This window comes from Azospirillum endophyticum (assembly GCF_016595245.1).
Classification (GTDB): Bacteria; Pseudomonadota; Alphaproteobacteria; order Azospirillales; family Azospirillaceae; genus Azospirillum; species Azospirillum endophyticum.
In genome coordinates this window covers 154,936-177,349 of sequence record NZ_JAENHM010000044.1, presented here as the reverse complement: position 1 = coordinate 177,349, position 22,414 = coordinate 154,936, and the positions used below count along the sequence as shown (strand labels likewise).

19 protein-coding genes are annotated in these 22,414 nt (G+C 68.3%); 10 read left to right on the top strand and 9 right to left on the bottom strand.

Going from position 1 to position 22,414, the window contains the following annotated elements; all coding sequences use genetic code 11:
• Positions 1 to 413: 413 nt before the first annotated feature.
• A complete protein-coding gene (locus JHL17_RS14150; protein ID WP_200194116.1) occupies positions 414 to 1,655 on the top strand; it encodes a polysaccharide pyruvyl transferase family protein in 1,242 nt (413 codons plus the stop codon).
• Between the two features lie 8 nt (positions 1,656 to 1,663).
• Complete coding sequence (locus JHL17_RS14145) at positions 1,664 to 2,821, top strand: hypothetical protein (RefSeq protein ID WP_200194115.1); 1,158 nt, start codon at positions 1,664 to 1,666, stop codon at positions 2,819 to 2,821.
• Positions 2,822 to 2,833: 12 nt separating this feature from the next.
• Here the strand turns inward: JHL17_RS14145 and JHL17_RS14140 are convergent, their stop codons facing one another.
• Positions 2,834 to 3,796: a LysR family transcriptional regulator gene (locus JHL17_RS14140; RefSeq protein ID WP_200194114.1), complete on the bottom strand. Its 963-nt coding sequence runs from the start codon at positions 3,794 to 3,796 to the stop codon at positions 2,834 to 2,836.
• A gap of 106 nt (positions 3,797 to 3,902) precedes the next feature.
• Here JHL17_RS14140 and JHL17_RS14135 point away from each other — a divergent pair, with 106 nt between their 5' ends.
• Both JHL17_RS14135 and JHL17_RS14130 read left to right on the top strand, forming a co-directional pair.
• Complete coding sequence (locus tag JHL17_RS14135) at positions 3,903 to 4,916, top strand: zinc-dependent alcohol dehydrogenase family protein (protein WP_200194113.1); 1,014 nt, start codon at positions 3,903 to 3,905, stop codon at positions 4,914 to 4,916.
• Between the two features lie 113 nt (positions 4,917 to 5,029).
• Positions 5,030 to 5,461, top strand: coding sequence for a DUF1810 family protein (locus JHL17_RS14130; RefSeq protein ID WP_200194112.1), 432 nt, complete (start codon positions 5,030 to 5,032; stop codon positions 5,459 to 5,461).
• Positions 5,462 to 5,471: 10 nt separating this feature from the next.
• Here JHL17_RS14130 and JHL17_RS14125 read toward each other — a convergent pair whose 3' ends face one another.
• The 5 genes from JHL17_RS14125 to JHL17_RS14105 all read right to left on the bottom strand — a co-directional run bounded on the left by JHL17_RS14125 (position 5,472) and on the right by JHL17_RS14105 (position 11,966).
• Positions 5,472 to 6,596 carry a malate/lactate/ureidoglycolate dehydrogenase gene (locus JHL17_RS14125; RefSeq protein ID WP_200194111.1) on the bottom strand — a complete coding sequence of 375 codons (1,125 nt, stop codon included), beginning with the start codon at positions 6,594 to 6,596 and terminating at the stop codon, positions 5,472 to 5,474.
• Positions 6,597 to 6,749: 153 nt separating this feature from the next.
• The gene (locus tag JHL17_RS14120) at positions 6,750 to 8,426 is read right to left on the bottom strand and encodes a methyl-accepting chemotaxis protein (protein ID WP_200194110.1); all 1,677 of its coding nucleotides are present in this window, start codon (positions 8,424 to 8,426) and stop codon (positions 6,750 to 6,752) included.
• Between the two features lie 86 nt (positions 8,427 to 8,512).
• Positions 8,513 to 9,145, bottom strand: a complete 633-nt coding sequence (locus tag JHL17_RS14115) for a histidine phosphatase family protein (RefSeq protein WP_200194108.1) — start codon at positions 9,143 to 9,145, stop codon at positions 8,513 to 8,515.
• An 11-nt stretch (positions 9,146 to 9,156) separates the two neighbouring features.
• Positions 9,157 to 10,311 carry an alpha/beta fold hydrolase gene (locus JHL17_RS14110; RefSeq protein ID WP_247893533.1) on the bottom strand — a complete coding sequence of 385 codons (1,155 nt, stop codon included), beginning with the start codon at positions 10,309 to 10,311 and terminating at the stop codon, positions 9,157 to 9,159.
• 116 nt (positions 10,312 to 10,427) lie between these two features.
• Positions 10,428 to 11,966, bottom strand: coding sequence for an MFS transporter (locus JHL17_RS14105; RefSeq protein WP_211113417.1), 1,539 nt, complete (start codon positions 11,964 to 11,966; stop codon positions 10,428 to 10,430).
• Between the two features lie 850 nt (positions 11,967 to 12,816).
• Here JHL17_RS14105 and JHL17_RS14100 point away from each other — a divergent pair.
• From JHL17_RS14100 to JHL17_RS14090, 3 genes are read left to right on the top strand one after another with little or no spacing between them, the layout of a single operon-like run.
• Complete coding sequence (locus JHL17_RS14100; RefSeq protein ID WP_345773809.1) at positions 12,817 to 13,083, top strand: FeoA family protein; 267 nt, start codon at positions 12,817 to 12,819, stop codon at positions 13,081 to 13,083.
• A gap of 35 nt (positions 13,084 to 13,118) precedes the next feature.
• Positions 13,119 to 15,038 (top strand): ferrous iron transporter B, encoded by a 1,920-nt coding sequence (feoB, locus tag JHL17_RS14095; protein WP_200194105.1) that lies wholly within the window; start codon positions 13,119 to 13,121, stop codon positions 15,036 to 15,038.
• A gap of 3 nt (positions 15,039 to 15,041) precedes the next feature.
• The gene (locus JHL17_RS14090; protein ID WP_200194104.1) at positions 15,042 to 15,239 is read left to right on the top strand and encodes a hypothetical protein; all 198 of its coding nucleotides are present in this window, start codon (positions 15,042 to 15,044) and stop codon (positions 15,237 to 15,239) included.
• A 29-nt stretch (positions 15,240 to 15,268) separates the two neighbouring features.
• On the opposite strand, the gene JHL17_RS14085 is transcribed toward JHL17_RS14090, so the two are convergent.
• On the bottom strand, positions 15,269 to 15,949 hold the full coding sequence (locus tag JHL17_RS14085) for a pentapeptide repeat-containing protein (RefSeq protein WP_200194103.1): 681 nt from the start codon (positions 15,947 to 15,949) through the stop codon (positions 15,269 to 15,271).
• 75 nt (positions 15,950 to 16,024) lie between these two features.
• Positions 16,025 to 17,953: a methanol/ethanol family PQQ-dependent dehydrogenase gene (locus JHL17_RS14080; RefSeq protein ID WP_200194102.1), complete on the bottom strand. Its 1,929-nt coding sequence runs from the start codon at positions 17,951 to 17,953 to the stop codon at positions 16,025 to 16,027.
• Positions 17,954 to 18,395: 442 nt separating this feature from the next.
• On the opposite strand from JHL17_RS14080, the gene JHL17_RS14075 reads away from it, so the two are divergent.
• A complete protein-coding gene (locus JHL17_RS14075; RefSeq protein WP_345773808.1) occupies positions 18,396 to 19,745 on the top strand; it encodes an ATP-binding protein in 1,350 nt (449 codons plus the stop codon).
• Positions 19,742 to 20,374, top strand: a complete 633-nt coding sequence (locus JHL17_RS14070) for a response regulator (RefSeq protein ID WP_200194101.1) — start codon at positions 19,742 to 19,744, stop codon at positions 20,372 to 20,374. The genes JHL17_RS14075 and JHL17_RS14070 overlap by 4 nt, the downstream gene beginning before the upstream one ends.
• A gap of 25 nt (positions 20,375 to 20,399) precedes the next feature.
• Here JHL17_RS14070 and mntR read toward each other — a convergent pair whose 3' ends face one another.
• Complete coding sequence (gene mntR, locus JHL17_RS14065) at positions 20,400 to 20,870, bottom strand: manganese-binding transcriptional regulator MntR (RefSeq protein ID WP_200194100.1); 471 nt, start codon at positions 20,868 to 20,870, stop codon at positions 20,400 to 20,402.
• 183 nt (positions 20,871 to 21,053) lie between these two features.
• Here mntR and JHL17_RS14060 point away from each other — a divergent pair, with 183 nt between their 5' ends.
• Positions 21,054 to 22,412, top strand: a complete 1,359-nt coding sequence (locus tag JHL17_RS14060; RefSeq protein ID WP_200194099.1) for an Nramp family divalent metal transporter — start codon at positions 21,054 to 21,056, stop codon at positions 22,410 to 22,412.
• Positions 22,413 to 22,414: the final 2 nt, after the last annotated feature.

Genomic DNA, 22,414 nt, shown 5'->3' with positions numbered 1-22,414 from the left:
AAGCCATCCTGTCGGAACGGCGCCATCGTGCGGCGCAACAGACACTATATAGGAATTTCCGCAACGCATTAAAGGGGCGCCCAGGCGGATTTTCCTGGCACCCTGACTGAAGCTATGTCCCCGCCTGGAGTTCCGGGAACGGTGCCTGAGATACGACGGCACAACGCCGCTTTCAAGCCCCCGCCAGAGAGTTTTTGAACTTCCTTCGAATTTCGGTGAAAATAGAAATGGAGATCAATCAACTCACGACATATCTTCTATAATGTAAGGAAAACCGGAATCGCTTAGAAAATCTTCGTATATTCCGAGCAAGAGATCCTTGTGTTATTTTCCGGATGTCACTTGCAGTCCTACCTCTTCTGCGCTTAACGTCGGTTCGTTTCCAGCATCACCGACCCGAGGCTAGAGCCGACATGCTTGAAGACATTGTCATCGACACTCCCGTCGTCCGGCCACATTCTTCCGGACAGACCACCGGACATGCGTCGACCCAGCCTCTGCGCGTCGCGGTTCTGTGGAAGACGCCGAATCTCGGCCTTTATTCGAACGCCGCATTCGACGAGCTGTACAACGGCATCGGGCACAACAACGGCAACCTCGCCTTCGTGCATTCGATCTGCAGCCACATCACCAATCCGGTGAAGCATTTCAGCTGGGGCTCCTCGGCGGAGACGCTGCGGAACAACGCCGACATCATCGTCATTCCCTGCGCCAACCAGCTCGGCCGCCATACCGATTACGGCCAGATGGCGGAGAATCTGGAAAAGTCCGGTTTGCCCATCGTCGCCATCGGTCTCGGCGCCCAGGCGAACAGCTATGACCACGACATCGAGCTCAGCCCCGGCACGCTGCGTTGGGCGCAGGTGATCGCGGCGTCGAACCCGTCCTCCGCCATGTCGCCCAACATCTACACCCGCGGCGCCTACACCACGGCGCAGCTCGACAAGCTGGGCATCACCGGCTCGCTGCCCGGCGGCTGCCCATCGCATTTCCTCAACCAGGCGCCGGGGCTAGGGAAGAAGATCCATGCGAACTGGTCGGCCCTCGACCTGCCGCGTTCGATCACCGTCGCCGGCGGCCATCAGGCCTGGGTCAAGACGCGGGAGATCGAGCACCAATTGATCGCCCTGATGATGGATCCGATCGCCCCCGGCCAGTACATCGTCCAGTCGATGGGCGAGATGATCCGGGCGTCGCGCGGGCTGTTCGACAGCATCGACCCGCATGCCCTCAAGGAAATCCATCGCCACACCGTGCCGCATTACTCCGTCGAGGAGTTCAAGGCCTGGTGCCGGAATTACATGCGATCCTACTATGACGTGCCGGCCTGGATGGACAATCTGCGCCAGCAGGATCTGACCATCGGCTGCCGCTATCACGGCGTCGCGCTGGCGATCCAGGCGGAGCGGATGGGGCTGACGGTGACCATCGATTCCCGCACCCGCGAGCTGTGCGAGAACACCGGCGTGCCCTATGCCGACGCCGCCGACCTGACGGCGCCGCTGACCCGTAATCGGTTGAAGTCGCTGATCGCCTTCGACCCCGACGCCTATGACCGCCATCGCGCCGAATCCGCCGCCCGCTACCTGGACTTCCTGGTCGCCAACCGGCTGCAGCCGGCACCCTTCCTGAAGTCCATCGCCAACGGCAAGTGACGGACGCCATGCGGAATGCCGCGATCGCCCTAGTCCTGGGCCTGACCCTGATCGCCCCATCGACTCCGGCTCCGGCGCAAACGCTGACGATCAGAACGACAGGAGAACCGGAGACGGTCACCTCCTGGCAGCGTGACGCCTGTTCGGAAAGCGACGCGCCGGACACCCCGGCGCGCGCCTTCCGCGACGCAAGCGGCATCGTGCATCTGATCGCCTCGCACTCCACCGCGCGGGCGTTGACCGGCCCTTCGCTCGACGCCCTACGACCGAACTGCGCGGTGATCTTCCAGGGCCATGGCCAGGACGACCCGCGCCTGCATGACGACCGCAGCTGGATTTCGTCCTTCTACACCATGGACGGCAAAACGGTCTTTGCGCTGGTCAGCAATGAATTCCACGCCCAGAAGCGCCGGGCGCTCTGCCCGTCCGGCGAATACATGCGCTGCTGGCGCAACAGCATCACCGCCGCGGTCTCGACCGATGGCGGGGTGAGCTTCCGGCTGAGCTCGGCGCCACCCAACCACACCGTAGCGACGCTGCCCTATCCCTATGGCGGCGACGTCGGGCAGCGCACCGGCTATTTCGCGCCCAGCAACATCGTCCGCAACGGCGATCACTGGTACGCCTTCCTGTGGGCCGAGCGCTTCGGGGCGCAGCAGCGCGGTGCCTGCCTGATGCGGACCGACAACCTTGCCGATCCCCAGTCCTGGCGCGGCTGGGACGGCAAAGCCTTCTCCGTCCGCTTCGTCCGGGATGGACAATCCGGGGACGCGCCGGAGATGCATCTCTGCGCGCCGGTGGCTCCCGGCGTGCTGCAGGGCACGGTGCGCAGCATCGTCCGCCAACGGACCAGCGGCCTGTTCATCGCCACGCTGGCGATGACCCGCGACGGCCGCACCGGGATCTGGACCACCACCTCGCCCGACTTGCTCACCTGGTCGAAGCCGGAGCTTCTGTGGACGGCGCCGCTGCTGTTCCGCTATGGCTGCGGCGATGCGGCGGCCTTCGACTATCCCGCCCTGCTCGATCCGGGCAGCCCGAGCCGCAATTTCGACGATGTCGGCAAGACGGCCTACGTCTACATGACCCGGCTGAACCTGGATAAATGCAAGATCACCTGGAACCGCGACCTCGTCCGCCTGCGGGTGGAGATCGACGGGGGCTGAACGGGGAGGCGATCAGGGCAGCCGGCTCCAGGGCGGCGGCGACAACCTCTCCGTGATCCAGTCGGCGAAGGCCCTGGTCTTGCCGGCGATGAATCGGCCGGAGGGCCGGATCAGATGGATCGCGGTCTCCCCGTCGGCATCGCCGCCTAAATCGCCAACGGCATCTCCCCTGGCGCCGACCTCCACGCTCCAGTCCGGCAGCACGGGCACAAGACGCCCGTCGGCCAGTTCCCGCCCGGCCAGCCATTCCGAACACATCATCACCCCTTTCCCGGCCACGGCGGCATGGAGAAGGCTTTCGGCATTGTCGGTCAGCAGCGGCCCGGAAACCCGCACGCGAGCCCGCTCGCGCCCGCGGGCGAAACGCCACTCCGACGGCGAGGCGAAGAGCGCGAACAACAGCGCGTCATGGCCGGCCAGATCGGCCGGCTCCTTTGGGGTTCCGCGCGACGCGAGGTAGGAAGGCGCCGCGCAGATCAGCCGCCGGTCCACCACCAGCCTGCGCGCCACCAGCGAACTGTCGGGCAGCCGGCCGATGCGGATGGCGAGGTCAAAGCCCTCCCCCACCAGATCGACGAAACGGTCGCTGTAGAAGGCCTCGATCCGTACGCGCGGGAACGCGGTGAGAAAATCGAGCAGGAGCGGCGCCACCCACAGCCGCCCGAAGGCCTCCGGCAGCGCCAACCGCAGCGTGCCTTGCGGAGCGGCCCCGGCGTCGGCAGCCTCCCGCTCGGCATCGGCCAACAGGGTCAGGGCCATGCGCGCCCGGTCGGCGAAGCGGCGCCCGGCCTCCGTCGGCGTCACCCGCCGCGTCGTCCGCTCCAGCAGCCGGACGCCCAGCCGTCGCTCCAGCGCCGACACCCGGCGCGACAGCACCGAGGCATCGCGCCCGATGACCCGTGCCGCCGGTGCGAAGCCGCCGCTGTCCAGAACCGCCAAAAAAGCGGCGACCTCCTCCAGGCCCTGATCGCTCAATTCATGCATAGTCTGCAGCAATATCATGCACAGGCGCCGGATTAAAGGTGGCAGCGCAAAGAGCTAGCCTCGCGTCACACGTCACCGCAAGCGAGGATCCTTTCCGATGCGCGCCTATCAGCTTGAAGCCCCCCGTCTCGACGCCCTGCGCATGGTCGAACTGTCGCGACCTGCCCCAGGAGCGGGCGAGGTGCTGGTCCGCCTGCGCGCCGCCAGCCTGAACTATGTCGATCTGGCGGTGGCGACCGGCGCCTTCCCGGCACCGTCGCTGCCGCTCATCCCGGTCACCGACGGTGCCGGCGAGTTGGTGGAGATCGGCCCCGGCGTGACCGGAGTGGTGGAAGGAGATCGTGTCATCCCGCATTTCCTGCCGGATTGGTCCGCCGGTGCCCTGCCGCCGGTGGCTGGGCGGCGGATGCGCGGCATCACCATGCCCGGCTCGCTCGCCGATTATGCGGTGGTGCCCGTCGCCAGCCTCGTGCCGGTGCCGCATCATCTGTCCTTCACCGAAGCGGCCACCCTGCCGATCGCCGCCACCACCGCTTGGCGGGCAGTACGGACCGGCGCGCTGCGTCCGGGCAGCACCGTACTGCTGCTCGGCACCGGCGGCGTCAGCCTGTTCGCCCTGCAATTCGCCAAGGCGTCGGGTGCCCGGGTCATCATCACCTCGTCCTCGGACGCGAAGCTGGAGCGGGCGAAGGCGCTCGGTGCCGACAAGACCATCAACTACACGACCACCCCCGACTGGGACGCACGGGTGCTGGAGCTGACCGACGGAGCCGGCGTCGATCTGGTGGTGGAGACGGGGGGTGCCGGGACCTTCGCCCGTTCGCTCAACGCCACGGCGGCGGAGGGAACGGTCTTCGTCGTCGGCTTCCTCAGCGGCGCCGACCTGCAGGCTTCGCTGTTCCCGATCATCATGAAGATGCTGAAGGTGGTCGGCAGCAACACCGGATCGGTCGCCGACCTGCGCGAGGCGGTCCGCGCCATTGATGCCGGCCGGATCCGTCCGGTCGTGGACCGGGTCCACGAGTTCGAGGATGCTGCCGACGCCTATGCGACCCTGTCGCGCGGCAGCCATTTCGGCAAGATCGCCATCGCGCTCGGCAACGGCGGCTGATCCGCCGCCGCCATCGTGCCGACGGACGACCCCACCCGTCGGCACAGGGGTGTTGCCAATCACGGACGCAGGGCCGATCTGTCGATATGGACCCCGGAATGAGGAGCGGTGCCATGCCGGACGGCGATCCCTTCGACCTCCAGCGTTTCGTCAAGGCGCAGGACCCGGTCTTCGCGACCGTGCTGGCGGAATTGCGCAACGGCCGCAAGCGCAGTCACTGGATGTGGTTCGTCTTCCCGCAGCTGCGTGACCTCGGCCGCTCCCCCACCGCGCAGTTCTACGGAATCGCCTCCCTCGACGAGGCGCGGGCTTATCTGGCCCATCCGCTGCTCGGACCCCGGCTGGTGCAAGCAACGGACACCGTCCTGGCGGTGAAAGAGCGGACACTTCACGAGATCTTCGGCTCGCCCGACGACGTGAAGTTCCGCTCCTCGATGACCCTGTTCGCCCAGGCCGCGGCGGAGGGGGAGGAGCTTTACCGCAACGCGCTCGACCGCTGTTGCGATGGCCATCCCGACGAAGCGACGTTGACGCAGCTGGGCTGACGGCGGCTCGTCAGCCCAGCAATTCGGCGAGGTCCAAACCGCGCTCCCGTCCCAGGCTGTCCAGCATCGCCAAGGTGGCGCCGTCAAGCGGGATGCCGTCGGCCAAACGCTGGCGTCGGGTGCGGCTTTCCGGCTCGCCCGGCAACTGGATGGCGTCGGCCCCCGTTGCCGTCGGGGTATCGCGGACATAGGCCACCAGCTCGTCGAGATCGGCCGCCCAGCCGGCGTTGCCGCCGCGCACCGGATCGAAAACGATGGCGAACATGTTGTTCATCACCCGGCCGGAATCCTGGTGGGTGGGCGTTCCCGGCATCGCCGACGCTAGCGCCCCGGCCAGCACGTCGCACATCAGCGCCAGACCGAACCCCTTATGCCCGCCCAGCGGCAGCAGGGCGCCCGACGGGTCCTGGAACATCACGCCGGGATCCTGCGTGGGACCGCCCTGCGGGTCGAGCAGCAGGCCGGGCGCCATCTCCTGTCCCTTGCCCATGGCGACCCGGCATTTGCCGACGGCGACGGCGCTGGTGGCGAAATCCAGGATCAGGGCCGGGGTGGAGTTCGTTGCGGGAACCGCGATGCAGATCGGGTTGGTGCCCAGTCGTGGCCGGGTGCCGTCATGCGGCGCCACCGCCGGGCGGGTCACCACATTGACGAAGGCCAGCGCGACCAGGCCGGCGTCGCTGCACTGCTCGCCATAGGAGCCGACACGGCCGATATGGTGGCTGTCGCGCAGGGACAGCACCGCCAGCCCATCCCGCCGCGCCTGTTCGATGGCGAGGTCCATCGCCTCCCGCGCGATGACCTGCCCATAGCCGCTGCCGCCGCCCACCGCCAGGAAGGGGCCGGATTGACCGATCACGGTCGCATGCCGGTTGGGCCGCAACAGCCCGGCGGCGATCGCCGGCATATACATCGCCAGCATGCCGACACCGTGGCTGTCGTGCCCGCGCAGGTTCGCCTCCACCAGATGGTCGGCGACGACGGCCGCCTCCTCGGCCGCGCTGCCGGCTGCACGAAGCAGTCGGCGCACGGCCTCGGCCAGCCGGTCCGCCCGGACCGGACGGATGCTGGTGCCATGAACGCCGGCATTGAAGGAAGCCGCCGCGGCAAAGGGGTCCATCTGCTTCTCCGTCATGATCTGCCTTCCCGTTGCATGGCCCCTAATTGGTTGCAGGCAGCCGGGCGGAGCAAGGGCAAAATCATTGGTGGAAACGACGAGAGGGCGGATCCCGGCGCTTTACCCGCCGGGATCCGCCCCCTCGTCGTCGATGCCCCCGTCAGATGCCGATCAGGCGGCGTTGACTTCCGACACGAAGCGCTGGACTTCGTCCTTCAGGCGGTCGGATTGCTGCGAGACGTTCTCCACGCTGGCGGAGACCAGACGCATCCGTTCGCTGGTGGTGGACATGGTCGACGACAGCGAGCCGACGCTGCTGGTGACGCGGCGGGAGTTGTCGGCGGCGGTGCGGGCGTTGGCGAAGATCTGGTGGGTCGCCGCCTCCTGCTGCTGCACCGCCGACGCCACTTCGCCGTTCAGTCCGCTGAGGTTGGTGATCAGGCTGGCGATGCTCTCGATGGCGCCGATGGCGTTCGCCGTCGCCGCACGGATGGCGCCCACCTGCGACTGGATGTCCTCGGTGGCCTTCGCCGTCTGGGTGGCGAGGCTCTTGACCTCGCTCGCCACGACGGCGAAGCCCTTGCCGGCTTCGCCGGCGCGCGCCGCCTCGATGGTGGCATTCAGGGCCAAGAGGTTGGTCTGGCCGGCGATCGAGTTGATCAGTTCCACCACCGCGCCGATCTGTTCGGCGGCCGACGCGAGGCCGGTGACGATGCCGGTGGTGTTGGCGGTCTCCGTCACCGCGCGGGACGCGGTCTGGGCGGCGCTTTCCACCTGGCGGCTGATCGCGGCGATGGAACCGCGCAGTTCCTCGCTGGCCTGGGCGGCGGACTCGACGCTGTCGGAGGCACCCTGCGCCGCCCCGGCGGCGGCATGCGCCTCGTCGGTGGTGCTGGCCGCGTCGTTGGTGAGGGCGGCGGTGCGCTCGTTCAGGGCCACCGTGGTGGTGCTGAGCGTCGCCACGACCTCGTCCATCGCGCGGGCGAACTCGGCGGCGCGGACGGACAGGCGTTCGCGCTGGAGGTCGCGGGCGGCACGCTCCAGATCGGCGCGCTGGGACTCGTCGCGGGCATCCTGCAGGGTGGTGGCGAGGCCGGCCACGGCGCGGGCCATGTCGCCGATCTCGTCGGGGCGGTCGGCATGGGGCACGGCGACGGTCAGGTCGCCGCCGCCGATGCGGCCCAGCACGTCGCGGATCGCCAGCAGCGGACGCGACATCCCGCGCGACACCCAGATGCCGATGCCGACGCTGATCGCCAGCAGCAGCAGCGACACCTCGAGCTCGCGCCAGATGCGAGCCCGGAATTCCGCATCGACGTCGTCGGTGTAGACACCGGTTCCGATCATCCACTGCCAGGGCTGGTAGCCGGTGGCATAGGCGATCTTCGGGGTCGGTTCGGCATCGTCGCTGCGCTTGTGGCGGAAGGCGACGAAACCGCCGCCCGCCTTGGCCGCGTCGGTCATCTGCACGTTGAAGGGGACGCCGTCGGGGTCCTTCAGGTTCAGCAGGTTCTTGCCCTCGACCTGCGGACGCAGGCCATGCACCAGGCTGACGCCGGCATAGTCGTAGACGAAGAAATACTCGCCGTTGCCGTAGCGCATGGCGCGTACGGCGTCGCGGGCGCGCTCCTGCGCTTCGGCGCGCGGCATCTTCCCCGCCTTTTCCTGCTCGCCATACAACGCGACGACGGAGGCGGCGGCGTCGACCATCTCCTTGACCTTGGCCTTGCGCTGCTCGATCAGGTTCGTGCGCGTTCCCGTCAGGTGGACGGTGGCGCCGGCCAGCGTGCTGAGCAGCGCCACACCGAACACCAGCAGCATGAGCCGCGTACCAATCTTGAGCTTCATCGCCCCTCTCCTCACTCCTGATCCACGCGGCATCGCGCGGCATCCACGCATCATTCTTGAATTGGTCTTCCGACCGGTTTCCCCGGTCAGGCCGGGCAGCAGTCCCCGGCCATCGCCTTCACCGGAACCTCCGGCGGGCTTTCCAACGGGTCGCAGCGCCACCATCCCGGTCCGCCCGGCGGGGCGGGCAGGCTGGTGAAGGCGACGACCTCGCAGTTCCCCAGCTCCACGCCCGGCCGCCCGGCGAGGCGGTGCAGCAGGATGCGGGCGATCCCCTTGCTGCCGACCAGCAGCGGCCGGCGCGCCAGCAGGCCGGCGGGCCCGTTGGCGAGTTCGTCGACGCCGTCCAGGACGCGGGCGGCGAAGGCCCCCTCCCCCTCCCCGCCCGGCGGCGTCTCCCCGGCGGCGAACCAGGGACGGGTCAGGTCGATCGGCAAGCCGTTCCAGTCCCCCAGGATCCGCTCGCGCAGCCAGTCGCGCCGGAGAAGCGGAACGCCGAGCGCCTCGGCGAACAGGGCGCCGGTCACGGCAGTGCGCTCCAGCGGGCCGGCGATCACCAGGCCGCAGGCCCGGCCGGAGCGGCGGAAGCGCTCCGCCGCCTGCCGGGCCTGTTCAACCCCCTGCCCGGTCAGCGGCACGTCGCGGTCACCGCCGCAGCGCAGACCGCGCCGGTTGTCCTCGGTTTCGCCATGGCGCACGAAGTGGAAGCCGTCGGTCATCACCGGTCCTCTCAGCGGAACAGGAGGCGGGCGGCGCCCGTGCTCCAGCCGATGGTGCTTTCCACCGGCAGGGCATGGCGGGCCGCCATCCAGCGGGCCAGGGCGTCGATGTGCAGCGGGTCGCTCAGCGTCGGGGTATGGCCGACATCGGGCACATGCAGGACGGTCGTCCCCGGCTTGCCGATCATCCGGGCGATGGTCGCCTCCTGCAGCGCATCGCTCATCATGCCGTGCACCAGCAGCACCGGGCAGTCGACGCGCTCCCAGTCGTCCCACTGGTCGTGGTCCAGCGCGGCACCGTCGCGGTAGCATTGCAGAGCGCGGATGTCGTGGCGGTAGACCCGGCCGCCATTCTCCTCGGACCAGCGGGTCTGGTGGAAGCTGTTGTGCAGCAGAACGGTGTCGTCGACCGGCCCGTCGTTCTTCTGGGCGGCACCGGTGCGGTGGAACAGCTGGGCCGGATGGCGGAAGACATAGTGGCGGGCGACGGATTCGGCCCGGCGGCGGCGGCGTTCGGTCGGGATGTAGGGACCGATGTCGTTCAGGATCAGGCGGTCGACCAGTTCCGGCGCTTCCGCCGCCACCCGCATCGCCACGCTGCCGCCGAGCGAGGAGCCCAGCAGCGTGACCGGACCCAGCCGCTTGTGCCGGATCAGCGCCAGGACCTGGGCGACGTTGCCCTCGAAGCTGTAGTCCGACTGGTCGGCCAGCCAGCCGCTGCGGCCGCGCCCGGCCCAGTCCAGGCACAGCACATGATAATCGTGCGACAGGGCGCGGGCGAGATAGTCGAAGCGCCGGGCCGAGTTGGCGATGCCGCCCAGGCACAGCAGGGCCGGCTTCTGCGGGCTGCCCCATTCCGTGTAGGCGAGACGGATCGTGTAGTCGCTGCGCAGCCGCTCCACGGTGCCGGGCTGCAAGGCCGCGCTGTGGGTGTAGTCGAAGTGACGCAGCCGATGACCGGCACCGACCAGCGGTTCGATCACCCGCATGATCGTTTCATAATTCTTCCAGGTCATCTCCTCGGCCGACCCGATGCCGAATGCGTCCAGGGTGGCGCGCAGCGCCTCCATGGCGCGGTCTTGGCGTCCGTAGGCGGGAAGAGCCTCCCCGGCGAAGGAGGGGGCGGGCATGGTGCGAATGGGTTCCACGAGCATCTGGTCAGGCATGGGCGTCGAAGCCTCCGTGATCGATGGGTGTGGGGCGATTGTCTCGAGGGCGATGGGTGCAAGTCGGGCGTTCGGGAGATCGAAGGGGGACGGGCGATGCGTGGCTGCCGGGTCGATCATCGGGCGGCTTCCCCTGCCGTCGGCGAAGCGGACGGGGCCAGCAGGAAGACGGCGCAGAAGGCCGTGCCGCACAGCATGCCGAGTACGCCCAGCGCCACCAGCGCAGCCTGGATCCCGAACCGGTCGGCGAGGGCCGCGGCCAGCAACGGGCCGATCACCGAACCGCCGCGTTCCAGCAGGCGGTAGACCGCGAAGACGCTGGACTCGCCCATGCGGGCACAGTCGGCGCGACAGACTTCCGGCACCAGGGCCAGTTGGGTGGCGTTGTTGAAGGCATGGGCGACGCCGAGCGCCGCGATGCCGATCAGGGTCCCGGCGACGCCCTGTTCCTGCAGGATCGCCAGGGTGCCGGCCCCGCCGACCAGCCCGCCCAACCCGGCGAACAGGGCGTGTCGCCCGGTCCGGTCGGCCACCCTCGACACCCAGGGGCCGAGCAGGACGATGATCAGCCCATAGGTCATCATCAGCCGGCCGATTCCGGCCGGCGTCTCGCCGGCCGCATGGAGGGAGACCGGGACGAGATAGAAGAGGTATCCGGTCAGCATCAGCTTCGTCGGCACCGACGAGAACATCAGCAGGGCCAGGAAGCGGGGATTGGCAAGCAGTGCGCGCGCGTCGGCGATGCGGAAGGGATGCCGTTGCACCCGCTCCACCCGGTCGGCCGGAAGAAGCGTCACCGCCGCCACCGCGGCCAGCGCCAGCAGCGCCGAGACCGCGAAGGTGGCGCGGTAACCGAACTGGTCGGCCAGGATGCCGCCCAGCGGAGCGCCGCACAGGCCGGCGACGATCACCGCGGCGACGAATTGCGCCATGCCGCGCGCGCGCCGGTCCGCCGGGGTGTGGCGGGCGACGAAGCCCTGCGCGCCGATGAACATCACCGCATAGCCGAGCGCGCAGGCACTGCGCCACAGCAGCAGTTCCACCAGCGACCCGGCCATCGCCGTCCCGGCGAAGCCGGCCACCGCCGGCAGGGTGCCGAGCAGCAGCGTGCGGCGGCTGCCGAACCGGTCGGCCCAGGCACCGGCGAAGGGCGTGAAGACGGCGACCAGGAACATGAACAGCCCGATCGGCAGCCCCATCATCAGGGTCTCCGACAGGCCTGCAACGGGTGTGTAGAGGTCGCGCGTGTAGAGCGGCAGGAAGGATCGCGACAGTTCCTCCGCCAGCATGAACAGGAACAGGGCGGCGCGCATGCAGGCAACCGCGGATGCCGCTTCAGATGCCGGTCGCGCTTCCCCCCGGCTTGGCCGGGCTGCGAGCAGGAGCAGCCCTTCGAACGTCAGGAGAAGACAGACGACCAGCAGCACCGCCCCGTCAGTGAGGAAGCCCTGCACCGCTTCGTCCGGAAGCAGCCCCGCGAGCCGCGGCAGGGTTCCGGCCCCGCAGGCCAGCATCGCCGACGCTACCGTCATCAGCGCTCGCAAGGGTGTGGTGCCCGCCCTCCGCAGGACGGACGGAAACAGCAGCGCGATCGCCGCAAACGCCGCCGAGATCAGACCGGCGACGGCCGCCAGATGATCGCGCACGCCACTCATCACAACCTGTGCGGCAGAGAATGACAAATCCGCCGCCATAGCTTCATAAAATTTTCCGCAAATCAAAAGCGAATACAGAAGAATGCTCGATATCGCCAAAATGGGCAGAGACACGCGCGGACGTGCGACCGAATTCGATTGCATTATTAGCTCCAGACACACAACCGCTGCGAAGAAGTGCTCCGGAGGCTAAATCCTAACTCCAAAGAATTGGTAAACCGAAATTGCATCGAAAATAAAAGTTCAGGCTGTTATGTAGCATACGTGGGTATGCGGTTTGTTGACGGAACTGATACTGAAAATACTTGGTAAAATGCGCCGAAGTATTCTCCGGAGACCTGGTTTCATGCATTTTTCTACGGGCGGCGCCACGTTTTATGGGGGAGCGAACACCTACCACCAAACAAAGCGCGATCGCTGTCCGGCGAATACACACCTTGGTTGCATTGCAGCAAAGGTCAAGCTATGCAATTTCGAATTGGGGTAGCTGTCAGATCTTCATATGACGTGCGAACGGAGCGGAAGCGAAGCTCCGGACGTTGCCGGGGTTAGAGGGAAAAAATTTAAAAATTTCATCAGCCATCGCGACCGGGATGCCCCCGCCAAACACCACTCACGCTTGGCAAGAAGGGTCCGCGGCGCTTCGCCACATCGCAAATGAAAATGATTCGCATGACTATGGCCTTTCGCGGCCATTGCCGCTGATCCGCCCGCCGTTGCCCGGCGTGCCGCCGACAGGTGTTTCCCAATGATCCCGCCGCTACCCGGCTCCGCTCTTGATGCGCGTCCCTGTCTTGCCACCCGTCAGACTCCCGGCCCCATGCCGGGAGGTTCCGCCGACCCTCCGAAAGTGGAAAGCGATGGCTGCCGTCTCGGCGCATTGCGCAAGGGTCAGCGCGCGGTGGTGACCGGTCTCGACGAGACCGCCGTCGCCACACCGCTGCCGCCCGGCGAACTGGAACGCCGCATGATCGAGATGGGCCTGATCGAAGGCGCCCGCGTGGAGATCCTGCATGAGGGATTCCCCGGCGCCGATCCACTTGCCGTGCGCATCGACGACCACACCCTGGCGCTGCGCCGGGCTGAGGCGCACGCCGTCCTGGTGACGCTCGCCTGAGCGTCGCCTCCTTTTCCTGCGGAAAGGCTTCCGCGATGTCCGATACCGTTCTATCCACCCCCGTCTTTCCGGCCGCCCCACCGCGCCTCGCGCTGGTCGGCAACCCCAACTGCGGCAAGACCGCCCTGTTCAACGCCCTGACCGGCGCCCGCCAGAAGGTGGCGAACTATCCCGGCGTGACGGTCGAGCGCAAGATGGGCGAGTTCCTCAGCCCCGCCGGCATCCGCGTCCAGATCGTCGACCTGCCAGGAACCTACAGCCTGCGCGCCCGCTCCCCCGACGAGGAGGTGACGCGCGACGTCGTGCTCGGCCGCTTCCAGCATGAGGCACCGCCCGACGCCATGGTCTGCGTTGCCGATGCCACCAACCTGCGCCTGCATCTGCGGCTGGTGCTCGAGTTGAAGAAGCTCGGCCGGCCGATCATCCTCGCGCTCAACATGATGGACGTCGCGGAGGCGCGCGGCTGCCGCGTCGACGCGGCTGCCCTGTCGGCGGCGCTGGGCGTGCCCGTGGTGCCGACGGTGGCGATCCGGCGCAACGGCGTGGCCGGCTTGCTCGACCAGATCGACCGCAGCATGACGGTGATGACCGCAAGCACGGCTCGTTCCCACTCCTCCCCCTGCGGCTGGAGCGAACCGTCGGCACGGGAATTGCGCGCCTATCACCAGGAGGTCGAGAGCATCCTGGCCGCGGCGCTCCGCGATGCCGGGCGGCCGTCGCTCGCCACGCAGCGCATCGACGCCGCTTTGCTGCACCCGGCCATCGGCCTGCCTTTTTTGTTCCTGGTGCTGTTCCTGATGTTCCAGGCGGTGTTCGCCTGGGCCGCGGTGCCGATGGACATGATCGACAAGGGGCTGGGCTGGGTGCAGGCTGCCGCCGGGGCCGCCCTGCCGGACGGCCTGCTGAAAAGCCTGCTGACCGACGGCATCATCGCCGGGGTCGGCAGCGTGGTGATCTTCCTGCCGCAGATCCTGGTGCTGTTCTTCTTCATCCTGATCCTGGAATCGACCGGCTACATGGCCCGCGCCGCCTTTCTGCTCGACCGGCTGATGGGTGGGGTCGGGCTGCATGGCAGGGCCTTCATCCCGCTGCTGTCCAGCTTCGCCTGCGCCGTGCCCGGCATCATGGCGTCCCGCACCATCGAGAACCGCGCCGACCGGCTGGCGACGATCATGATCGCCCCGCTGATGACCTGCTCGGCCCGGCTACCGGTCTATACGCTGATCATCGCCGCCTTCGTGCCGGAGCGGACCGTGGCCGGCGGTCTGATCGGGCTGCAAGGGCTGGTGATGTTCACGCTCTATGCCGCCGGCATCCTGTCGGCGCTGGCGGTCGCCTTCGTGCTGAAACGCACGATCTTCAAGGGCGCCCGCGATCCGCTGCTGATGGAACTGCCGGCCTACCGGCTGCCCAGCCCGCGCGACATCCTGCTCGGCCTGCTGGAACGGGCGCGCATCTTCCTGGCCCGCGCCGGCACGGTGATCTTCGCCATCATGATCCTGCTGTGGTTCCTCGGCAGCTTCCCGGCGGCGCCGGACGGGGCGACGGGTCCGGCCATCGATTACAGCTTCGCCGGGATGCTGGGCCATGCGCTGGCACCGCTGCTCGCCCCCATCGGCTTCACTTGGCAGATCGCCATCGCCCTGGTGCCGGGCATGGCGGCGCGCGAGGTGGCGGTGGCGGCGCTCGGCACCGTCTATGCGCTGAGCGAGACGGGAGACGCATTGTCCGGCTCGCTGGCCGGCGTGCTGGCGGCGGATTGGAGCCTGCCGACCGCGCTGTCCCTGCTTGCCTGGTTCGTGTTCGCCCCGCAATGCGTCTCCACCCTGTCGGTGGTGAAGCGGGAGACCAACAGCTGGTTCTGGATGCTGGTGATGATCGCCTACATGACGGCGCTCGCCTACGGCGCCGCCTTCGTCACCTTCCGGGTCTCCAGCGCCCTGCTGGGAGGGTGAGCCATGATGGAAAGCCTGTTCGTCGGCCTGATCGTCGCCGCCGCCTTCGCCTGGGTGGCTTGGACCATCCTGCTGCCGACCGGCCTGCGCAACCGCCTGCGCCGGCTGGCCGGACGGCCGGTGCCATCGCAGGCGGCAGGCTGTGGCGGGGGATGCTGCGGTTGCGACGCGGCGACGCCGAAGCGCAGCCGGCACTGCTGATTTCACCACACGGCCTTCCACACGGCCGCTCACCAGCCGGTGGGGCAGGCCCGGCATCCCGTCATCAGCGCATCCTGGAAGATGGCGAAGCGCAGCTTGGCCCCGTCCATGTTGGCGTTCGACAGGTTGGACAGGCCCATCTTCGCCTCCTGGAGGTTGGCCCCCTCCAGGTTCGCGCCGGCGAGGTTGATCTTGTCGGCGCGGATCGCCTCCAGATTGGCGGCGGTCAGGTCGCTTCCGGTGAAATCGGCGCCGGTGGCGCGGGCGAACTCCAGATTGGCACCGCGCAGCCGGGCACCCGACAGGCGCGCGCCCTGGAGGAAAGCGTTCCGCAGGTCGGCGCCGTCCAGGATGGCGCCCGTCAGGTCTGCGCCACGCAGATCGGCTTTGCGCAAATCGGCCCGCATCAGGTTGGCCCCGTGCAGATCAGCCCCCGCCAGCGACAGGCCGCGCAGGTTGCGGTGCCGCAAATCCAGCTTGGGGCAGACGACGCGGGGACCGAGCGTGCATCCGTCGACGACGCTCGCCCGCTCCTCCTCACCGCCGCCGACCGGCTGCCCGGCCTGGTCTTCGGCGGCGGCCGGGATCGCGGCCGTCTCCATCTCGGCCGCCAAGGCGGACGGAACGGGCGACGCGAGGCAGAGGGCCAAGATGTTCAGTGTCAGAAACTGGCACAATTTATTAGGCACGGCCTTGCTGCGCGACGTCATGGTGATGCCTCCGAGAGGGAAAGGGCCGGGGCGGCGGCCGCCCCGGCGCTCCGTGCTCCGGTTTCCCGGAACCGGTCACTTGGTGCTGGACAGCTTCACGTCGGCCAGCTTGAACACCCAGAAGGAGCCGCCCTGGGTCACGCGGGTGGTCAGGTCGGCCAGGTCGCCGCCCCACAGCGGCACGGCGCCGCCATAGCCGGTGGTGATGCCGACATACTGCACCCCGTCCTGCTCCCAGGTGATGGGGGAGGAGACGATCCCCGACCCGGTCTGGAAGTGCCACAGCTCCTGGCCGGTCCGGGCGTCGAAGGCCTTGACGAAGCCGTCGCCGGTGCCGGTGAAGACCAGGTTGCCGGCGGTCGCCAGCGTGCCGGCCCACAGCGGCAGTTCTTCCTTGTGCTCCCAGACGATCTTGCCGGTCTTCGGATCCAGCGCCCGCAGGCTGCCGACATGGTCGTCGAACATCTTGTGGATGCGGAACCCCATCCCGAGATAGGCCGAGCCGGGGTTGTAGCCGACATGCTCGGTCCAGTAATCCTCCTTCCAGTGGTTGGCGGCGATGTAGAACAGCTTGGTGTCCTCGCTGTAGGACATCGGGTTCCAGTTCTTGCCGCCCAGGAAGGGCGGCGAGACCTCCACCGGCTTGCCGCGCTTCTCGCCTTCGGCCGGCAGCGGCGGACGCTGGCCCTCGTTCTCGATCGGCCGGCCGGACTTCAGGTCGATGCCCTTGGCCCAGGTGATGCCGTCGACGAAGGGATAGGCCGCCAGCACGCTGTTCGGCTTGTTCGCCTCGCCGCCGGCCGTCGCCAGCTTGATGCGGTCGGTGACGTAGAAGAAGCCGTTGCGGTCGGCATGCGCCGTCGCCTTCACCGTCTTCCCCGACGGGTCCGTATAGTCGAACAGCACCAGCTCGTTATTGCCGGAGAAGTCCCAGGTGTCGTTCGGCGTGTGCTGGTAGAAGCCCTTCAGCTCGCCGGTGGTCGGATCGACATAGGCCTGGCCCGAGGTGTAGAGGCTGTCGCCGGGCCAGCGCGCCCAGCCGTTCCACGGCGCCGGGTTGCCCGTGCCGATGACGATGGTGTTGGTCTCGACATCGAAGGTGGCGCTCTGCCAGGGCGCGCCGCCGCCATGGTTCCAGGCCTCCACCAGAGTGCCGTCCTTGTCGCGCGGCCAGGACGGGGCCTTGTCGCTGCCGGTGGGCGTGCTGTCCTTGCCGTTCAGCCGGCCCATGTGGCCTTCGACCAGCGGGCGCATCCAGATCTCTTCGCCGGTGTCGGGATCGCGGGCGAACAGCCGCCCGACCACGCCGAACTCGTCGCCCGACGAGCCGTGGATCAGCAGGACCTTGCCGGTCTTCTGGTCCTTCACCACGGTGGGCGCGCCGGTCATGGTGTAACCGACCTTGTGATCGGCGAACTTCTTCTTCCAGACGACCTTGCCGGTATCCTTGTTCAGCGCGACGATCGAGGCGTCGAGCGTGCCGAAGAACAGCTTGTCGCCGTAGATCGCCGCGCCGCGGTTGACCACGTCGCAGCAGGGCCGGATGTCGTCGGGCAGCCGGTGGGAATAGCTCCACAGCCGCTTGCCGGTCTTGGCGTCCAGCGCGAACATCCGCGAGTAGGAACCGGTGACGTAGATCACCCCGTCATGGACCAGCGCCTGGGTCTCCTGCCCGCGCTGCTTCTCGTCGCCGAAGGAGAAGGACCAGGCCGGGACCAGACGCGACACGCTCTCCGTATCGATCTGTTTCAGGGTGCTGAAACGCTTGCCCTCCACCCCCATGCCGTACATCAGCACGTCGCCGGGATTCTTCGCATCGTTGGCGATGGCATCCCAGGTGATGTCGGAAGCCAGCGACGGAGCGGCCGGCGCCGCGGCCAGGAACAGTCCCGCGATCACGGCGCCGATTCCGGTGGCGATCCCCGGCAGCGGAATCCCGCGAGACCGGCGCCGCGGCTTGCGGCCGGTGGAGGCTGCCGTCTTGCTGTAGGACGAAAGTGTCATGCGTTTCCCCCGTTGATTGACCCGATGCCGGCGATACCGTCACGCCGGCCCATCCCGTTCCCGCCGACGGCGGGAGGCGATGCCGCTTCCGGGAGCGGGAAAGACCGGGCGTGACGATGTCGTGCCAGAAGGCCGTTGCTTTCTGAGCGGCAGGACCTTTGAAAGCCGGCCTGTGCATCCCGCCCGGCGCACAGCACCATGTCTTGCCGATGCCAATAGTCTCTCCGGCGGATTTTTCGTTCCATTCGACAATCCGGGGAAGAACTTCTTGATGCGCCGCCATGACGACATCCCGTAGGATCCGGGATTTTTTCCCGCGCACTTGCGCCGGACGCCGGACTCTGCGTCCGCACCGCCATTCGATTGTCCGAAGGGCGGATGGCGCCCGATCCGGTGGATCGACTAACATTCCGCCTATGGTCTTATTATGGAGTGGGCGACGGTGTCGCTGAGGATGCGCATCCTGGCCCTGATCGGGCTTTTCCTGCTGCTGATGGCGACCGCCGGCGGGGCGGTGATGGTCGCCAACGCCCGCGACGCCGTCCGTGCGGAAATGGACTCGGCCCTGGAACTGGGCGGTGCGCTCGGCCTTGCCGCGGCGGAACGCGGGGATGTGCCGGGCGGCATCGGACTGCTGAACGGGTTGGGATTGCGCCATCTGCGCTTCGTCGGGGCCGACGGCCCGCCGGAGCCGGAGTCCGGGGCGGCGAAACGGCGTGCACCCGACTGGTTCGCCGCGTTGATCGGCGGGGAACCGCAAGAACGGCGGCTGGCGGGGAGCGGTCTGCGCATCGTCGCCGAGCCATGGGACGAGATCGCCGAGGTCTGGGAGGACATGAGCGATCTCGCCGCCGCGATGCTCGCGGTCGGGCTGCTGCTGATGGGGGCGGCCCATCTGGCGGTCGGGCGTGCCCTGAGCCCGCTGTCGCGCCTTGAGGCCGGGGTGGAACGGCTGCGCGCCGGCCGGTACGCCTTCGCCTTCGACGGCCGCGGCGTCCCCGAACTCGTCCGGCTGGGAACCGGCATCGCCGCGCTGGCCGAGGGGCTGGCGGCGGCGGAAGCGGAGAACCGGCGGACCGGCCAGCGGATCGTCGCGGCGCAGGATGCCGACAGGCGGGAGATCGCCCGCGAGATCCACGACGAACTCGGCGCCGCCCTCTTCGCGATCAAGGTGGATGCCGGCCGCATCCTGCGCCTGCGGGATGGCGGAGCCGAGGCGGCAAAGGGGGAGGCAGCAAGGGAAGCCGCAGAGCGCGCCGCCAAGATCCTGGACGCCGCGGCCGAGGTCCACAATATGAGCCGCCGCATCCTGGCCCGGCTGCGTCCCGCCCTGCTGGACCAGTTGCCGCTGAGCGAAGCCTTGGCAGAACTGGCTGGCGGCTGGATGCGGCGCCAGCCCGGCGTCGTCCTGACCCTCGCCATCGAACCGCCGTCGGCAAGCGCGGAACTGGACGGCTGCGACGAGGTGTTGCGGCTGACCGTCTACCGGCTGGTGCAGGAATCGCTGGTCAATGCCCTGCGCCACGCCAAGCCGTCAGCCGTCGCGGTCGGCGTGCGCATCGACCCCGAAACGCTGGAGGTCACGGTCGCCGACGACGGGCCCGGCCTGCCCGGCGGCGATGAGCCGGGACGGGGCGGCTTCGGCATCTCCGGCATGGCCGAGCGGGTGCGGACCCTGGGCGGCACCCTGTCGATCGGCGCGGCGGCCGGCGGCGGCACCCGCCTGTCGGCCCGCCTGCCCCGGCCGACCCTCTCGCCGCCGTCACCGTCCGCATTGGAGCGCATGGCATGACCCGCACCATCCTTCTGGTCGACGACCATCCCATCGTCCGCGCCGGCTGCCAGCGCCTGCTTGCCGAAGCGGCGCTCGGCCGCGTGGTGGAGGCGGAGGATGTCGGCAGCGCCCTCGACCTGTGGCGGGCGGAGCGGCCGGACGTCGTCGTCCTCGATCTCAACATCCCGGGCGACGGCGGCGGCATGGCCGTGCTGCGCAGCATCCGGGAGGAAACCCCGGCAGTCCCCGTCCTGATCTTCAGCATGCACGAGGATCCGGCCATCGCCGCCCGCGCGCTGAAGGCGGGGGCCAGGGGCTACGTCACCAAGAACGACGCGCCCGACAGCCTGGCCTCCGCCATCGGCACGGTGCTGGCGGGGCGCATCCATCTGGACAACGGGCTCGCCCGCGAATTGGCGCTGATGACCCTGTCGCCGCCATCCGACCCGCTGGCCGACCTGACCCAACGCGAGCGGGAGATCCTGGGTCTTGTCGGGCGCGGGATGACCGCGGCGGCCATCGCGGAAAGGCTGGGCATCAGCCAGAAGACGGTGGCCAACGCCTCCACCCAGATCAAGGACAAGCTGGGCGCCGACAGCGCCCGCGCCTTGATCCGCATCGCCATCGACAACGGTCTGGCGGACTGAGCGCCCGTCGACCGCTTTCCTCACTTCAACCGCCGCTCGCCAGCGCACGGCGGAAGGCGGCCAGCGTCTCGGCGCTGACATGGTGCTCGATGCCTTCGGCGTCGATGCGCGCGGTGTCGGCGCTGACGCCGAGAGAACGGAGGAAAGCCTCCACCGTCTGGTGGCGCTCGCGGCTTTCCCCGGCGATCCGGCGGCCGGCGTCGGTCAGGAACACCGCGCGGTAGGGCTTGCGGTAGACCAGCCCCTCGGCCGCCAGCCGGTCGAGCATGCGGGCGACGGTCGGCTGCGCCACCCCCAGCCTCGCGGCGATGTCGACCTGACGCGCCTCCTGCCCGCTTTCGATCAGGTCGGCGATCAGTTCGACGTAATCCTCGGCCAGCGCGGTCCGCTGCGCCTCCCGCGTCTTGCGGAAGCCCTCGGCGTGGAGTTCGGCATCGGGCAGCGTGGTGTCGGGCAGTGCGGTGTCGGCCTGGGTCGGCTCGGCCTGCGCGGACATATCCACACCCCAACCGGTCGATTTAGGGAGATCGGCCATCGCGTGCTCCGCGCTCTTCTGACAGTCAGGCCCTGACCTTACCGGAAAAATGTTCGGGGCGGGAAAGTATAGCACCTTGCATACTCGTTGCCCCGGTACATACTTGATTGATACCAGTTCTCAGTTCGGCCGGGAGTCTCGTCGATGTCGGAAGCCGAAGCCGCCGTGCCGCCCCATAGCGCCTGGAGATACGCCAGCCCGGATGGGACGAGCCGGCCAAGCCTGCCGGAGGTCCATGCCTCCGTCGCGGTGCCGCAGGGTGGCCTGTGGCTGCGGCGCCTGCTGGCCTTCGCCGGCCCGGGCTACATGGTGTCGGTCGGCTATATGGATCCCGGCAACTGGGCGACCGACCTCGCCGGCGGGTCGCAGTTCGGCTACACGCTGCTGTCCGTCATCATGCTGTCGAACCTGATGGCGATCCTGCTGCAGTCGCTGGCCGCCCGGCTGGGCATCGTCACCGGACGCGATCTGGCGCAGGCCTGCCGCGACCACTACCCGCGCCCGGTCAACCTGACGCTGTGGGTCGCCTGCGAGGCGGCGATCATCGCCTGCGATCTTGCCGAGGTCATCGGCACCGCCATCGCGCTGAACCTGCTGTTCGGCATTCCCCTGATCGGCGGTGCCCTGATCACCGCGCTCGACGCCTTCCTGGTGCTGCTGCTGATGCAGCGGGGCTTCCGTTACATGGAAGCCTTCGTGGTGGCCCTGCTGACGGTCATCGCCGGCTGTTTCCTGGTGCAGATCATCGCAGCATCCCCGCCGGTGGCCGCCGTGCTCCACGGCTTCGTGCCGACGACGCAGGTCGTGACCAACCCCGGCATGCTCTATGTCGCCATCGGCATCCTGGGGGCGACGGTGATGCCGCACAACCTGTACCTCCATTCCTCCATCGTGCAGACGCGGGCCTATCCGCGGACGGACGAGGGCCGGCGGGACGCCATCACCTGGGCCACCGTCGACAGCACGGTCGCGCTGATGCTGGCCCTGTTCGTCAACGCCGCCATCCTGATCCTGGCGGCGAGCGTCTTCCACGGCAGCGGCCACACCGAGGTGGCGGAGATCGGCGAGGCGTTCGAGCTGCTGTCGCCGCTGCTGGGATTGGGCATCGCCTCGACCTTGTTCGCGGTGGCGCTGCTGGCGTCGGGCCTGAACTCCACGGTGACGGCGACATTGGCCGGGCAGATCGTGATGGAGGGGTTCCTGCGGCTGCGGCTGCCGCATTGGGCGCGCCGGCTGCTGACCCGCGGGCTGGCCATCATCCCGGTGGTGGTGGTGACGGCGCTCTATGGCGAGAGCGGCACGGCGCAGCTTCTGGTGTTCAGCCAGGTCGTGCTGTCGATGCAGCTTCCCTTCGCGGTCATCCCGCTCGTCCGCTTCGTCACCGACCGCGGCAAGATGGGCCGCTTCGTCGTCCCCGGCTGGGTCGCCGGGCTGTCCTGGATCGTGGCCGGCCTGATCGTCGTGCTGAACCTGAAGCTGCTGTACGATACCGTTCTCGGCTGACC